Origin of the sequence: Pseudomonas sp. MF6767, assembly GCF_016405475.1 — a bacterium.
Classification (GTDB): Bacteria; Pseudomonadota; Gammaproteobacteria; order Pseudomonadales; family Pseudomonadaceae; genus Aquipseudomonas; species Aquipseudomonas paracarnis.
Map to the genome: position 1 here is coordinate 568,159 of NZ_JAEKCY010000001.1, position 14,651 is coordinate 582,809.

The 14,651-nt window shown below is 60.7% G+C and carries 17 protein-coding genes; 10 read left to right on the forward strand and 7 right to left on the reverse strand.

What is annotated here, in order from left to right:
- Positions 1 to 175 precede the first annotated feature (175 nt).
- Positions 176 to 661: an acyl-CoA thioesterase gene (locus JFT58_RS02570; protein ID WP_003195747.1), complete on the forward strand. Its 486-nt coding sequence runs from the start codon at positions 176 to 178 to the stop codon at positions 659 to 661.
- A 133-nt stretch (positions 662 to 794) separates the two neighbouring features.
- On the opposite strand, the gene pdxY is transcribed toward JFT58_RS02570, so the two are convergent.
- Entirely contained in the window at positions 795 to 1,667 is an 873-nt protein-coding gene (pdxY, locus tag JFT58_RS02575; protein WP_198834286.1) for a pyridoxal kinase PdxY, read from the reverse strand.
- Between the two features lie 117 nt (positions 1,668 to 1,784).
- Here pdxY and JFT58_RS02580 point away from each other — a divergent pair, with 117 nt between their 5' ends.
- Positions 1,785 to 2,180 carry a DUF3301 domain-containing protein gene (locus JFT58_RS02580; protein ID WP_003195752.1) on the forward strand — a complete coding sequence of 132 codons (396 nt, stop codon included), beginning with the start codon at positions 1,785 to 1,787 and terminating at the stop codon, positions 2,178 to 2,180.
- On the opposite strand, the gene JFT58_RS02585 is transcribed toward JFT58_RS02580, so the two are convergent.
- Genes JFT58_RS02585 through dksA form a run of 4 tightly spaced genes read right to left on the reverse strand, consistent with a single transcriptional unit; the run spans position 2,174 to position 5,462 of the window.
- Complete coding sequence (locus tag JFT58_RS02585; RefSeq protein WP_054896082.1) at positions 2,174 to 3,136, reverse strand: CobW family GTP-binding protein; 963 nt, start codon at positions 3,134 to 3,136, stop codon at positions 2,174 to 2,176. The two genes, JFT58_RS02580 and JFT58_RS02585, sit on opposite strands and share 7 nt — an antisense overlap.
- Before the next feature lie 44 nt (positions 3,137 to 3,180).
- Complete coding sequence (locus tag JFT58_RS02590; RefSeq protein ID WP_054896083.1) at positions 3,181 to 3,825, reverse strand: DUF1826 domain-containing protein; 645 nt, start codon at positions 3,823 to 3,825, stop codon at positions 3,181 to 3,183.
- Positions 3,825 to 5,030, reverse strand: coding sequence for a zinc metallochaperone GTPase ZigA (gene zigA / locus JFT58_RS02595; protein ID WP_054896084.1), 1,206 nt, complete (start codon positions 5,028 to 5,030; stop codon positions 3,825 to 3,827). The genes JFT58_RS02590 and zigA overlap by 1 nt, the downstream gene beginning before the upstream one ends.
- 27 nt (positions 5,031 to 5,057) lie before the next feature.
- Positions 5,058 to 5,462 (reverse strand): RNA polymerase-binding protein DksA, encoded by a 405-nt coding sequence (gene dksA / locus JFT58_RS02600; protein WP_034129158.1) that lies wholly within the window; start codon positions 5,460 to 5,462, stop codon positions 5,058 to 5,060.
- A gap of 126 nt (positions 5,463 to 5,588) precedes the next feature.
- On the opposite strand from dksA, the gene JFT58_RS02605 reads away from it, so the two are divergent.
- On the forward strand, positions 5,589 to 5,957 hold the full coding sequence (locus JFT58_RS02605) for a hypothetical protein (RefSeq protein ID WP_034129159.1): 369 nt from the start codon (positions 5,589 to 5,591) through the stop codon (positions 5,955 to 5,957).
- Here the strand turns inward: JFT58_RS02605 and JFT58_RS02610 are convergent.
- Positions 5,954 to 7,165: an N-acetylmuramoyl-L-alanine amidase gene (locus JFT58_RS02610; protein ID WP_054896085.1), complete on the reverse strand. Its 1,212-nt coding sequence runs from the start codon at positions 7,163 to 7,165 to the stop codon at positions 5,954 to 5,956. The genes JFT58_RS02605 and JFT58_RS02610 overlap by 4 nt on opposite strands.
- Positions 7,166 to 7,293: 128 nt before the next feature.
- Here JFT58_RS02610 and folE2 point away from each other — a divergent pair, with 128 nt between their 5' ends.
- The 6 genes from folE2 to JFT58_RS02640 are packed head-to-tail and all read left to right on the forward strand — an operon-like array spanning position 7,294 to position 12,502.
- A complete protein-coding gene (gene folE2, locus JFT58_RS02615) occupies positions 7,294 to 8,184 on the forward strand; it encodes a GTP cyclohydrolase FolE2 (protein ID WP_054896086.1) in 891 nt (296 codons plus the stop codon).
- A complete protein-coding gene (locus JFT58_RS02620; protein WP_054896087.1) occupies positions 8,181 to 8,849 on the forward strand; it encodes a metal ABC transporter ATP-binding protein in 669 nt (222 codons plus the stop codon). Before folE2 ends, JFT58_RS02620 begins: the two co-directional genes overlap by 4 nt.
- Complete coding sequence (locus JFT58_RS02625; protein WP_054896088.1) at positions 8,850 to 9,716, forward strand: metal ABC transporter permease; 867 nt, start codon at positions 8,850 to 8,852, stop codon at positions 9,714 to 9,716.
- A 9-nt stretch (positions 9,717 to 9,725) separates the two neighbouring features.
- Positions 9,726 to 10,604, forward strand: a complete 879-nt coding sequence (locus JFT58_RS02630; protein ID WP_054896089.1) for a metal ABC transporter substrate-binding protein — start codon at positions 9,726 to 9,728, stop codon at positions 10,602 to 10,604.
- Complete coding sequence (locus JFT58_RS02635) at positions 10,601 to 11,161, forward strand: gamma carbonic anhydrase family protein (RefSeq protein ID WP_054896090.1); 561 nt, start codon at positions 10,601 to 10,603, stop codon at positions 11,159 to 11,161. Before JFT58_RS02630 ends, JFT58_RS02635 begins: the two co-directional genes overlap by 4 nt.
- 3 nt (positions 11,162 to 11,164) lie before the next feature.
- The gene (locus JFT58_RS02640; protein ID WP_054896091.1) at positions 11,165 to 12,502 is read left to right on the forward strand and encodes a dihydroorotase; all 1,338 of its coding nucleotides are present in this window, start codon (positions 11,165 to 11,167) and stop codon (positions 12,500 to 12,502) included.
- Here the strand turns inward: JFT58_RS02640 and JFT58_RS02645 are convergent.
- A complete protein-coding gene (locus tag JFT58_RS02645) occupies positions 12,499 to 13,020 on the reverse strand; it encodes a DUF3617 domain-containing protein (RefSeq protein ID WP_198834287.1) in 522 nt (173 codons plus the stop codon). The two genes, JFT58_RS02640 and JFT58_RS02645, sit on opposite strands and share 4 nt — an antisense overlap.
- A gap of 130 nt (positions 13,021 to 13,150) precedes the next feature.
- Between JFT58_RS02645 and cls the strand changes: the two genes are divergently transcribed.
- Positions 13,151 to 14,590: a cardiolipin synthase gene (gene cls, locus JFT58_RS02650; RefSeq protein ID WP_034129166.1), complete on the forward strand. Its 1,440-nt coding sequence runs from the start codon at positions 13,151 to 13,153 to the stop codon at positions 14,588 to 14,590.
- Positions 14,591 to 14,651: the final 61 nt, after the last annotated feature.

Sequence of the window (14,651 nt, forward strand, 5' to 3'; positions counted from 1 at the left end):
TGAAGGGTAACACCGGGACTTCTGCTGGAAAGCCGGTGCAATATATGGAAACAGATCGCTGCGCGCGTGACGGCAAGCCGCCTGACGGCGTCCCGTTAGGGATGGCGCTGCAAAGACTTTGAGTACCCGCAGAGGTGCCTCCCCCCAACCAATGCCTACAACCCGTGAGTGTGCTATGGAACCCGGAAACGCCCAGCTGTCGATGACGGTACTGATGACCCCTGACATGGCCAACTTCTCTGGCAATGTGCACGGCGGCACGCTGCTCAAGTACCTCGACGAAGTGGCCTATGCCTGCGCCAGCCGTTATGCCGGTCGTTATGTGGTCACGCTGTCAGTAGATCAGGTGATCTTTCGCGAGCCGATTCATGTCGGTGAGCTGGTGACCTTCCTGGCGTCAGTCAACTACACCGGCAATACGTCGATGGAAGTGGGCATCAAGGTGGTGACCGAGAATATCCGTGAACGCTCGGTGCGCCATACCAACAGCTGCTTCTTCACCATGGTGGCCGTGGACGACCAGCGCAAACCTGCCGCCGTACCGCCGTTGCAGCCGCAGAACAGCGAAGACAAGCGCCGCTTTGTGCAGGCTCAGCAGCGTCGGCAGATTCGTCAGGAACTGGAAAAGCGCTACCGGGAGATCAAAGCCGACGCGCCGTAAACTCCAAGCGGCGACTCAACTCAAAAACGTGTGGGAGCGGGCTTGCCCGCGATAGCAGTGGTTCAGTCGACATCGCTTTGACCGAGACTCCGCCATCGCGGGCAAGCCCGCTCCCACATTGGGTTCTTTGTGCTTACAGGCTGATCGGTGTGGCTTCGAAGCGCACACGAGGGTGGGCAATACGGTCCTGGGCCCGCACCAGTTCCAGTTCATAACTGGCGCAAGCCTGGGTTTCCAGCAGCACTTCATGCACGGCCGCGGCGGTGAATTCAAAGGCAGCCACCAGGCTATCACCCAACAGCACCCGCGCCAGAAACAGGCCCGACGTCAGGTCGCCCACGCCCACTGGCTGACGCGGAAACGCCAGCAGGGGCCGGCGCAAGTGCCAACTGCCATCAGCCGTCACCAACAGCATTTCAAACCCTTCTGGCAGTTTGCCTGGGTAATCCAGGTGCTTGACCAACACCGCTTTGGGTCCGCGCGCCAGCAAGGCCTTGGCCATCGCCAGGCAATCGAACAGCGATTGCGGCTTGCGCCCGGCAAAACTATCCAGCTCCAGTTGGTTGGGGCACAGGAAGTCCGCCATGGCGGCGGCTTCATCCAAGAGGAAATCGCTGACCTTCTGCGGCACGATGCAACCCTTTTCCGGGTGGCCCATCACCGGGTCGCACAGGTACAGCGCCTTGGGGTTGATCGCCTTGATGCGCGCCACACCGCTGAGGATGGCGCGGCCCTGGTCGGCACTGCCCAGGTAACCGGACAGCACCGCATCACAGTTGCCCAGCTCGCCAATCGCGGCAATACCCTCCACCAGCGCAGGAATTTGCTGCGGCGCCAGCACTTCGCCCGCCCACTGTCCATACTGTGTGTGGTTGGAGAACTGCACCGTGTTGAGCGGCCAGACGTTCACCCCGACCCGCTGCATAGGGAACACGGCGGCGCTGTTTCCGGCGTGGCCGAAGACCACATGAGACTGGATCGCAAGCAGGTGAGGTGTACGTTTCATGCGGGAGATTTCCGTAAAACCGTTGAATTTCTGGCCGAGCAGTATGCGACTAAACGCAGCCTGTACGACAGACCGGCGACACAGTTAAGCTGCGCTCACTTTGTTGGAGTTCATGGAATGCTGACCCTGGGAAACATCTTCGTCTTGATGCTGCTGGCCACCGGCGCCGCCTGGGTTTGGCACAACCACGGCCTGCGCGAACGGGCGCTGGCGCGGGTCAAGCAGCATTGCGCCAAGCTCGATATCGAGCTGCTTGACGGTGCCGTGGCGCTCAAACGCATCGGTTTCGTCAAGGATGCCAATGGCCGCCGACGCCTGGCGCGTATCTATAATTTCGAGTTCACGGTGACCGGCGAAACCCGGCATGCCGGGGTCATCACCCAATTCGGCGCCCACAGCGCGCAGATCGAACTGGCGCCCTACCCGTTCGAAACCAAGGAGCCGCTGCCCAGCGCCGAGATCATCGAATTGAGCCAGTGGCGCCAGGACCACGCCAGCAAGAAACATCAGTAACGGCAGGCTGCCAGGGCGCTTTGCAATGCGGCCACGTCCTGTGGTGCGCTGAAGATCAACTCAACACGTGAATCGCGCCGCCAAGCGCTGGGTTGCCAGTGCAGTGGGCTGTTATCCACAGCGTTGGCGGACACCCAACCGTCAACGCTGTGGATGACCAATTTGGCACGGCGCCAGTCGATACTCGATAGCCACTGATGCAGACGGCTGACATCGAATCGCTGGCTTGGGTGCCAGCGCCAGCCAATGCTCCAGCCGCCCTCCTGGCCCTGACTCAGACAGATCGGCAACCCAGGGTCACTCCAGATCGCCGGCATTTGCCCCACCGCTTCAGGCACGCCGAGATTATCCACCGCTACTTGGGCCTGCGCTTTCAAACCAGGCAACTGGTCGAGTGGCAATCGCGCCTGGCGTGTCCAATGGAGCGGGCAATCGGGTAATTGCGCTTCAATCGCCTGACGTTGCACCGCAGTCAGCGTCTCGTCCTTGTTCAACAGCAGCAGACCGGCACTGGCCAACGCCTCCTGTTGTGCCTGCGGCAACGGCCTGCCCGCCGCCAACGCCTGGGCATCGAGTACCAGCACGCAAGGCTGCACGGCCAGCACGTCTTGCCATGGTGCGTGCCGCAGTTGCTTGAGCAATTGCGCCGGATGGCCCAAGCCTGAGGGCTCGATAAACAACCGGTCCGGCTTAGCCTTACGCAACAAGCGGCCCAGCCCTACCTGGAACGGTGCACCGTTCACACAGCACAAACAGCCGCCAGCCACCTCGCCCAGGGCGATGCCGTCATCGTCTTGTGTGAGTAGGGCTGCGTCCAGGCCGATCTGGCCGAACTCGTTGATCAGCACCGCCCAGCGCTCGTTGGCCGGGCGCTGGGCAAGCAGGTGCTTGATCAGGCTGGTCTTGCCGGCGCCCAAGGGCCCTGCAATCACATGGGTAGGAATGTTCTGCAACATGAGAGGCATCGTTCAGGCCGTGTAGAGCGTTTGATCCTACGCGGTTATGCCAGCCAATCCAGCGTCAGGATCAACCGTCGCTCATCGGCCTTGAGCGCTGGCGAGCGGTGGATCAGCCCATGTCCTTCATTGCCGTGCCATTTGGTGCCTTTAAGCAGCGCCACTTCACCGCAATGGATCTGCTCGATGCGCTCAGTGGGCTCGGCATCCGCCTGGCTCAATCTGCGCCGGTCCATAACGCCTTCGCGCAACCATTGGCTTCCGATACCGGCGTAGGTGGTGATCAGCCGAACCGGCACGTGATCAACGTGAAAACGCGGACACATGGCCTTGTCCAATAGCCGTAAACGCACGCCGATGCGCTTGGCGCCCAACAGGCAGGCGAATGCACTGACCAGCCACGACACATCGGCGATAAACCCATCGTAGCCTTCAAGATCGCGACAGCTGGACGCAAAACCTTGCAAGTTCGGCACGGCGTCTTCGCTAGCCAACTCGACCACCAAGGACTCGGCCAACGGTTCATTGAGCGCCACCAGCAAAGCGCCAAACTCGGCGATATGCAGGGGCAATTGGCGCTGCCAGATCGCCAGGTTGACGCCATCATTGAGGATGTCGGACAGCGCCAGCGGCGTTTCTCCACAGCTTTGGCGGATGACAGGGCGCAGGGGAATGACCGGGGCCAGCATCAGGCGACCTGCTCGTACCAAGGGCCAAACGGGTCGGGTAGCTGGCGCCAACCTTCGACATCCAGGGCCATTTCTTCATCGGTGAGCAAGCAGGCGTCCAACTCGGTACGCATCTGGGCAAAGTCGATGTTTTGCCCGATAAACACCAGTTCCTGACGGCAGTCACCCGTGCTCAACTGCCAGTTAGCCATGATCGCCGCCACGCTTTCTTCGTCCTGAGGCCACTGGCTTTTCGGCACAAAGCGCCACCAACGCCCGGCAAACCCATGGCGCATCAACCCGCCCGCCTGGGACCAACTGCCCGCATCCTGATGTTTGCTGGCCAACCAGAAGAAACCCTTGGAGCGCAACAGCTTGCCGTTGACCCAGGGGCGGTCGATAAAGTCGAAAAACCGCTGTGGATGGAATGGCCGGCGCGCACGGTAAGCAGTGGACGCTATGCCGTATTCTTCGGTTTCCGGCACATGCTCACCGCGCAATCCCTGCAACCAGCCCGGGGCCTGGGCGGCGCGTTCGAAGTCGAAACGGCCAGTGTTGAGGATTTTGTTCAGCGGCACTTCGCCCATAACCATCGGGATGATTTCCGCCTGGGCGTTGAGGCGCTCGAGGATGGCCATCAGTTCTTCGCGCTCACGGCTGCTGATCAGGTCGATCTTGCTGATCAGGATGACGTCGGCGAATTCGATCTGTTCGATCAACAGGTCGGTGATGGAACGTTCATCCTCCTCACCGAGGGTTTCGCCCCGTGAAGCCAGGCTTTCGGCGGCCTGGTAGTCGAGCAGGAAATTCATACCGTCGACCACAGTGACCATCGTGTCCAGGCGTGCAATGTCGGCCAGGCTTTGCTCGTTTTCATCGCGAAAAGTGAAGGTTTCGGCCACGGGCAAAGGTTCGGAAATACCGGTGGATTCGATCAGCAGGTAATCGAAACGACCTTCTTTGGCGAGTTTTCCCACCTCTTCAAGCAAGTCTTCACGCAAGGTGCAGCAGATGCAGCCATTGCTCATCTCCACCAGCTTTTCTTCCGAACGATTGAGCGTGACATCACGCTGCACCTCGCTGCCGTCGATGTTGATTTCGCTCATGTCGTTGACGATCACCGCCACCCGCAGGTTGTCGCGGTTGCGCAGGACATAGTTGAGCAGCGTGCTTTTACCGGCACCGAGAAAGCCGGACAACACGGTCACAGGGAGACGATTGGGCATCAGGTATTCCTCATCAAGGTTGGCCGGTCAAACTGCCCGTCTATGGCGTTCGCGCAGCTCTTCACGTTCTTTGGCTTCGATACATAAGGTGGCGGTGGGACGCAGCAGCAGGCGTTGCAGGCCGATGGGTTCGCCGGTTTCACGGCACCAGCCGTATTCGCCACGAGCCAGCAGCTCCAAGGCGTCGTCGATCTTGTCCAATAGCTTCTTTTCACGCTCCAGCAGGCGCAGTTGCCATTGGCGTTGCTCTTCGGCACTGCCGATATCCGCCAGATCGCTGTTGGTTTCCTGCTCGCGCAGCGCCTGGAACTCTGCGTCGATACGGGCTTGCAGGTCATCGCGCTGAGCCAGCAGCAGTTCGCGGAAGAAGCGCTGCTGGGCCTCATTCATGTAGTCGGCCGCTGGTTGGGCCAAAAGATCGTGTTCGGTCATGGGAAGCGGTTCGCGGGTCGGGCTGTGCTTTTATGTTATAGTATAACAATACAAATAAGCCAATCCCTCTTGCTCGCCGCGACGAAGGGCGCAATGCTGGGTCACCTGCCTATGTCGAGAACCTCGATGAAATACCTGCTGTGCGCGCTGCTATTGGCAGTCGCCGGGCCTGCCTGCGCCCAGGCACCCAGCCTGTTGGCCAACTGCACACGCAGCGCCAACCTGCTCGCTTGTGTAGACCCGTTGGGCAATGCCTATAGCGTGGCGACCGTCGGCAGCACTACGTATCTGCGCGGTTTCGAAGTGATCGGCAAACGCTATTGGGCGCAGACCAACAGCCGTTATGGGCAACTGACGTTTTTTACCGGGTTGGCATCGGATGGCGAGGCGTGGGTTGGCTACACGCGGCGCGTGGGCTGGACCACCATCAACCGGTTTTCCAGCTCAGGGGGCGCCAGCGCCAAGTTCACTTGCAGCCGAATGACCGGCTGTTAGACCTGGCTGTTTTTCTGCGCCTGCACCCAGGCCATGTAGCTGTTCATGGGTGGGTTCTTCTGGAAGTAACGCTTGAGTCCTTCGAAAAGGCCATCCGCCACCGCCTGTTGATGGCGCGCCGTCACCAGCCGCTGGGCATCCCGAGGGTTGGAAATGAAACCCGTCTCCACCAGGATCGAAGGCACGTCCGGTGACTTGAGCACGGCGAACCCCGCCTGCTCCACACGTTTCTGATGCAGGCTGGTGATGTTTTGCAGGCTGCCCAATACCGAGCCACCCAGTTGCAGGCTGGAGGCGATGGTCGCATTCATCGACATGTCGAGAATGACCCCGGCCAGCATCGGGTCCTTGTCCTTCAGATTGAGCAAGGTGGTGGCGCCCAGCAAGTCGGCGCCATTTTCGCGCTGGGCCATGAAACGTGCCGTAGCCGAAGTGGCGCCCCCTTCCGACAACGCATACACCGAGGCGCCCGACGCGGTCAGCCGTGGCGCGGCGTCGGCATGCACTGAGATAAACATATCGGCCTTGTGCTGACGGGCGATGTCCACGCGCTTGCGCAGCGGCACGAAGAAGTCGTCGTTGCGCACCAGTTTTACGTCAAAACCCTTTTCGCGCTTCAAGCGTTTAGCCAACAACTGGGCAATCGACAGCACCACATCTTTTTCGCGCTGGCCCTTGGAGCCAATGGCACCTGGGTCTTTGCCGCCATGGCCGGGGTCGACCACCACGATGATGTCGCGCTTGGGATGCGCCTTATCTACCGGAGTTACCAAGGGTGCCGTCTCAGCGGCGATTTGACGGGGCACACGGGTCGCGTTGGTCAGGTCCAACACCAGGCGATGGCCTTGGCCATCCTGGGGCGGCAGCACGAAGCTGTTGAGCTGCATGGGCTCGATCAGGTCCAGCACGATGCGCGTATCGCTCTTGCCGAAATGCCCGGAACGGATCGAGGTAATCCCACTATTCTCCAACGCCAATTGGGAAAAGTCGCCGCTGAGCCCGGCGCCACTCAAGTCGATGATCAAGCGGTCCGGTGAGGTCAGGGAAAAGGTCTTGTATTGCACCGGGCCGCTGAGGTCGAACACCAGGCGCAGCTTGTCCTCCGAGCGCCACAGGCGTGCATTGCGAATCTGCGTGGCGTAAGCCCCCAAAGGCAAGGCGAACAAGGGGCTGACCAGCAGCAGGTTGAGGAGCTGACGTCGGTGCATGGCATATACCGCAGATAAAGGAGTGTCCCTACTCGATATGACTGAACAAAGGCTGGAGCAGAAAATTCATCGTAGCTCGTATTGTTATACTATAACATGTCGAATTATTTCCAACGATGGACCTGCTTATGAATGCGCTGACTCTGCCGGATATCGCCGCGCAGGCTTCACGCCAAGCCTTGCCACTCGACTGGGTGGGGATGTGCGGCATCGCCTTGCCGATCCAGATTGACGGTCAACGCCTGGCCGCCACCGCTGATGCGGGCGTAAGCCTGGACGACGGCACGGCCCGTGGCATTCATATGTCACGCCTGTACCTGGCTCTGGAAATGCTCGATCAACACCCGCTGACACCTGCACTGCTGCGTAATGTACTGCAGCGTTTTCTCGACACACATGAAGGTTTATCTAAGAACGCTTACTTGCGCATCAACACCCAGTTGCTGCTTAAACGACCCGCCCTGGTCAGTCCGCTAGCCGGCTGGAAGAGCTACCCGGTGAGCATCGAAGCGCGTCTGGAAAACCAGATGTTCCACGTGGAACTAAAAATTGACGTTACTTATTCCTCAACCTGCCCTTGCTCCGCCGCCCTCGCCAGGCAGTTGATTCAGCAGCAATTTGTGGATGATTTCGCCAACACGCCGTTGCAGCACGAAGCGCTGCTGACCTGGCTCGGCAGTGCCAACGGCATCGTCGCCACACCCCATAGCCAACGCAGCAGCGCGCAGTTGCACGTTCAGTTGCAAGGTACTGACCTGCCGATAATCGACTTGATCAACGCTGCCGAAGCCGCGCTCGGTACCGCCGTACAAACCGCGGTGAAACGCGCAGACGAACAAGCCTTCGCCCTGGCCAACGGGCAGAACCTGATGTTCTGCGAAGACGCCGCTCGCCGCCTGAACCTCGCCTTGAAACGCTCGGATGCCATCAAAGCCTTCCACCTCAAAGTGATCCACGCCGAAAGCCTGCACGCGCACGATGCCGTGGCTGAAAGCCGCTGGACGAGAGACTTTGCATGATCACCTGTAACTCTTTGCGCTGGGGTGCCCCTGGGCAACCGCTCACCCCGGCACTGGATTTGACCCTGGAAAAAGGCAGCCTCACCGGCATCATCGGCGCCAATGGCACAGGCAAGAGCAGCCTGCTCAAAGTCATCGCCGGCCTGCAAAAGCCGCTGGCGGGAAAGGTCATTGTGGATGTTCCACGCCGTGGCGGCCTGGCATTCCTGCCCCAGCAGCAACACTTGGACCGCCAGTTCCCCATCAGCCTGCAAGAGCTGGTCGCTGCCGGTTTCTGGGGCACCCAACACACCGCGCAACAACGCAGCCAACGCCTGCACGCGGTACTCGAAGACTGGTGCCTGACTGGCTTGGAACACCGACCGTTGATGGCATTGTCCGGAGGCGAATTGCAGCGCGCCCTGCTGGCACGCATGAGCCTGGCCGACGCATCCGTCCTGCTGCTCGACGAACCTCACGCAGCCCTCGATGAGGACGGTCAGGCGCTGTGCTGGAAACACATCCACGCTTGGCACAACGAAGGCCGCACCTTGGTGATCGTCTGCCATGACCTGGCCTCCGTGCGTCACCACACCCAGCACGTACTGCAGATCAAAAACACCGGCTGCGTATTCGGCTCCAGCAAAGAGCTGATCCGCCCGCAACCGCAGATGCAGGTGGCCTGAATGCACTTCACTGCCCACTTGTGGCTGCCGTTTCATGAGTTCGTCTTTATGCGCCGCGCACTCATCGGCGGTTTGGTACTGGCTTGCAGCACCGCGCCGCTAGGAGTGTTTCTGATCCTGCGGCGCATGAGCCTGATCGGTGATGCGGTGGCCCACGGCATCCTGCCCGGCGCAGCCCTGGGTTTCTGGTTCGCCGGGCTGAGCCTGCCCGCGCTGACCCTCGGCGGCCTGGGTGCGGGCCTGAGCATGGCCGGCCTGGCCGCGTGGATCACTCGCCGCACCGGCCTGCGCGAAGACGCCAGCCTCGCCGCCATCTACCCCATCTCTTTGGCCGCCGGCGTGCTGATCCTGGGCCTTGCCGGCAAGCGTCTGGACCTGCTGCACCTGCTGTTCGGCTCCGCCTTGGCCGTGGATCAAACCACACTGACCGGCATGCTATGGGTCTCGGGTTTCAGCCTGATCGCCATGGCGCTGATCTACAAACCGCTGCTGCTGGACACCCTCGACCCGCTGTTCCTGCAAACCGTCAGCCGCCTCGGCCCCCTCGCCCATGGCGTGTTCCTGACCCTGGTGGTGCTGAACCTGGTGATCGGTTTCCAGGCCATCGGCGCGTTGATGGTGGTTGGCTTGATGATGTTGCCGGCCATCGCCTCACGCTTCTGGAGCCGACGCCTGCCGGTGCTGATTGCGGTATCGGCGATGCTGGGCTGCCTGTCGGTGTGGTTGGGTCTGCTGCTGTCGTTCTACTACTCACTGCCCAGCGGCCCGGCGATCGTGCTGGTGGCGGGCGCTGGGTATTTGTTGTCCGTGGTGTTCGGTCCGGTGCACGGTTTGTTGCGCCGCCCGCCTTTGCTCACATCCCAATGAGGTGTTCCGATGCGCGCTCTACTCGTGCTGTTCAGTCTGCTGCTGCCGCTTTCGATGGCCCACGCCGCCGACAAACTCCAAGTAGTCACCAGCTTCAGTATTCTCAATGACATCACCCACCAGATCGGTGGCGAGCATATCCAGATCAGCAACATGGTCGGCCCGGACGCCGACGCCCATACCTATGAACCCACGCCGGATGACGCCAAGGCATTGCTCAAGGCCAAGGTGATCATTAAGAACGGCCTCGGTTTCGAGCCGTGGCTGGACCGCCTGGTTACCAGCACCGAAACCAAGGCAACGGTGGTCACCGCCAGCAAAGGCGTGATTTCCCACACCATGGACGAGGATGGCGAAACCATTCCCGACCCGCACGCCTGGCACAACTTGGCCAACGCCGAGATTTATGTGAGCAACATCACCAAAGCGCTGGTAGCCGCCGACCCTGCCAACAAGACCGCCTACCTGAGCAACAGCCAGGCCTACCTCAAGCAAATCCATAGCCTGCTGGACGAGGCCAAGGCCAAGTTCGGCGCCCTGCCACCGGGAAACCGCCGCATCGTCACTTCCCATGACGCCTTCGGTTACCTGGGCCAGGCCTATGGCATCCAGTTCCTCGCGCCCCAGGGCTTGTCCACCGAACGTGACCCTTCGGCCGCTGAAGTTGCCGCGCTGATCACTCAGATTCGCAAGGACAAGGTCAAAGCCGTGTTCATGGAAAACATCAAGGACTCACGCCTGCTCAAGCAGATTGCTGACGAAAGCGGCGCACAGATCGGCGGCACGCTGTACTCCGACGCTCTCGCTGCAGAAGGCCCGGCCAGCACCTTTATCGGGCTGTTCGAATACAACCTCAACACCCTGTGCGCCGCACTGAGCCAGCCATGATCCGCAAAAATCCTTCCGGCGACCTGCCGGTGATTGCCGAATCGGCCTACGTCGACAAGACCGCGATCATCTGCGGCAAAGTTATCATCGGTGAGAACGTGTTCGTCGGCCCTTACGCCGTGATCCGCGCCGACGAAGTGGATGCCAGCGGCGCCATGGACCCGATCACCATCGGCGCCAACTCCAACATCCAGGACGGCGTGGTCATCCACTCCAAGTCCGGCGCAGCGGTGACCATCGGCGAATTCACCTCCATCGCTCACCGCTCCATCGTCCACGGCCCCTGTACAGTGGGCAACCGCGTGTTTATTGGCTTCAACAGCGTGCTGTTCAATTGCGCCGTGGGCGATGGGTGCGTGGTGCGCCACAACTCGGTGGTCGACGGCCGTGACCTGCCCACCGCTTTCTACGTGCCCTCTACCACGCGTATCGGCCCCAACACCGACTTGTCGCAATTCCCGCCGGTGAGTGTCAGCGCCTCGGAGTTTTCCGAGGATGTGGCACGCACCAACGTCGACCTGGTGCGCGGCTACAAAGCCCTGCAAAACGAGTTCTGAACCATGAGCCGCCTGCTGATCCGCAACGCCCGACTGGTCAACGAGGGCCAGGTATTCGACGCCGACGTACTGATCGCCAATGGTCGTATCGAGAAAATTGCCGCCAGCATTCAAGGCGATAACGAACCGGTGGAAATCGATGCCAACGGCCAGTGGCTACTGCCAGGGATGATCGACGATCAGGTGCACTTTCGCGAACCCGGCGCACCGGAAAAAGGCAGTTTCTACAGCGAATCCCGCGCGGCGGTGGCCGGTGGTATCACCAGCTTCATGGACATGCCCAACACCCACCCGGCCACGCTGAACCTGGAAGCCCTTGCCGATAAAAAGCGCCGTGCCGCACTGCATTCAGTGACCAACTACGGCTTCCATTTTGGCGTGAGCAACGACAACCTCGACACCGTCGCGGCCCTCGCTCCTCGTGAAGTAGCTGGAGTCAAAGTGTTCATGGGCGCCTCCACCGGCAATATGCTGGTGGACAACCCACGCATTCTGGAGCGCCTATTTGCCGAGGCGCCGACCATCCTGCTCGCTCACTGCGAACACACGCCCAGCATATTGGCCAACGAGCAGCGCCTGCGCGAACGCTTCGGCGAGCATATTCCCGCCGTCGCCCACCCGCTGATCCGTGATGCCGAGGCCTGTTATCGCTCGTCATCGTTTGCCGTGGAATTGGCCAAACGCCATGGCACGCGCCTGCATGTGTTGCACCTGACCACCGCTCGCGAACTCGCGCTGTTCGAAGACAAGCCCCTGGCCGACAAGCACATCACCGCCGAAGTCTGCCTGCACCACCTGCTGTTCGATGACCGCGATTACCACCGCCTCGGCCACCAGATCAAATGCAACCCGGCGATCAAGACCCGCGCCGACCGCGACGCGCTGCGCCTGGCGTTATTGAGTGATCGTCTGGATGTGATTGGCACCGACCATGCGCCGCATACCTGGGCGCAAAAACAGTTGGACTATCGGCAAGCACCCTCGGGCTTGCCCCTGGTGCAGCATGCCCTGCCGGCGTTGCTGGAGTTGGTGGCCGACGGGCATTTACCCCTGACCACTCTGGTAGCCAAGACCAGCCACCGCGTGGCCGACCTGTTTGCCATTGCTGATCGCGGCTACGTGCGCGAGGGCTACTGGGCCGACCTGGTACTGATCAAACCGGAGCCTGCTGGCAAGCCGGTCAACAGCCAGCCTATTCTCGCCCGCTGCGGCTGGACACCCTTTGCAGAACGCAGCTTTCGCCACAGCGTGAGTACCACACTGGTCAGCGGCCACCTGGCCTGGCACAACGGCCAGGTGGTCAACAGTTGCCAGGGCTTGCCCCTGCAGTTCGGGCGTTAGGCGCGGGGTTTGACCGAACCGCAATCGTTGCCCAGCCACTGGGCGTGGCTGTCCAGGCTACCCTTCTGCTGGATCCCGGTGGCATTGAAGGTACCGTTGACGCTGGTGGTGAATTCTTTCTGGCTCTGGAACGTTGCCACCCCAGTGCCCTGGGCTTTGGGGCAACTGAAACGGAATTTCCACTGGTTGCCGCTCTTGTCGGTGATTTCCTGTTTGCAGCCCGATTGAGGGTCGGTCAGGGGGATCGAATCGGAGGCCACCTGAGCCGGGGTCAGGCACACCTGTACGCCTTTACCGGCCATGTTGATGCCTTGCTTTTCGAGCATGGCGCGCTGTTCAGGGGTCATCTGTTGCTTGAGTTGACCGAGGATCAGCGACAAGTCCGGCAGGTCCTGGTTATCGACTTTCATATTGCCGGTGGTCAATTCCCACAAGCCCGGCGCCAGCATCTGCGCCTGCGCCGCCACAGGCAGCGACAAACCAACAACCATGGCCAAACCAAGCAGACGAGCATTCATCGGGTAACTCCTGGGTAATTGTGGGCGTTAGACGTCGCAAAGCAGCCAGTGTTGCATGGCAAATAAAATAGCGACATTCACAGCCGTTCATGGTCTGTTACGCACTGGACTGCCTGGAGTTACGTCGTTCATGGATTTCTTTGGCCCGCACCTGCTCGCCTACGTCATTGCCACGCTGCACTTTCTCGGAACGCTCGCCGCGATCCACGCAGTACTGACCGTGCGCACCGCACAAGGCTCGATTGCCTGGGCGTTGTCACTGATGTTCATGCCCTACCTGACGCTGATCCCCTACCTGATTTTTGGCCGCAGCACCTTCGACGCGTACATCCAGGCCCGTCGCCAGGCCAACCAGGAAATGCACACGGCCATCACCGAACTGAACTGGCGCCCGTGGGTGGAGGAAGCGCTTGCGGCGCGCAACTCCAGCGCCTACGCCTCCTTGCGCGCCATGCCCAAGCTGGGCCGCATGCCCTGCCTGGCCAACAACGAAGTGCGCCTGTTGATCAATGGCGATGCCACCTTCGGCGCGATCTTCGAGGCTATTCGTAACGCAAAGACCGCCGTGCTGTTCCAGTTTTTCATCATTCACGATGATGAACTGGGCCGCCAATTGCAGGCCCTGTTGAAGGAAAAAGCCGCTCAGGGCGTGGCCATTTACGTCCTGTACGACCGCATCGGCAGCCACGCCCTGCCCCATCGTTATGTGCAAGCGCTGCGTGAGGCAGGCGTGCAGGTCAAGGCATTCGCCACCCGCAGTGGCTGGCTCAATCGCTTCCAGGTCAACTTCCGTAACCATCGCAAGATCGTCGTGGTGGACGGCATCACCGGTTTTGTCGGCGGGCATAACGTAGGCGATGAATACCTGGGTAAAAAACCGCCCCTGGCGCCATGGCGCGATACCCATGTGCAGGTCACAGGCCCGGTGGTGGCTTGCCTGCAGGAGTCGTTTGCCGAGGACTGGTTCTGGGCCGCACGGGAACTGCCGCCGCTGATCCTGCCGGATGCCTACCCGGAAGACGGCGTGCTCTGCCAGTTGCTCGCCAGTGGGCCAGCGGACCCTTATGAAACCTGCTCGCTGTTTTTCGTCGAGGCCATCCATGCGGCGACCGAGCGCGTGTGGATCACCAGCCCCTACTTCATCCCCGACGAGGCGGTATTTGCCGCCCTGCGCCTGGCGGTATTGCGCGGAGTCGATGTGCGCCTGCTGCTGCCGTCACGGCCCGACCACCGCATCGTATATGCCGCGTCCAGCCTGTATGCCAACGAAGCGGTGCGAGCGGGCGTGCGGGTGTTTCGCTACACGCCGGGCTTTTTGCATCAAAAGGTGGTGTTGGTGGACAGCGAAATCAGCGCAATTGGCAGTGCCAACATGGACAACCGTTCGTTCCGGCTGAATTTTGAAGTGATGCTGCTGACGGTGGATGAAGCCTTCGCCAGCCAGGTTGAGCAGATGCTGCTGGACGACTTTGCCCTGGCCCATGAAGTCAGTCAGGAAGAAAGCCGCGAGACCCGTCGCCTGCAACAACTGGGGATGCGCATTGCGCGCTTGATCTCACCCATCCTCTAACCGCCAACACACAACCAATAATGTAGGAGCGAGCTTGCTCGCGAAAAACTCACAGGCGCCG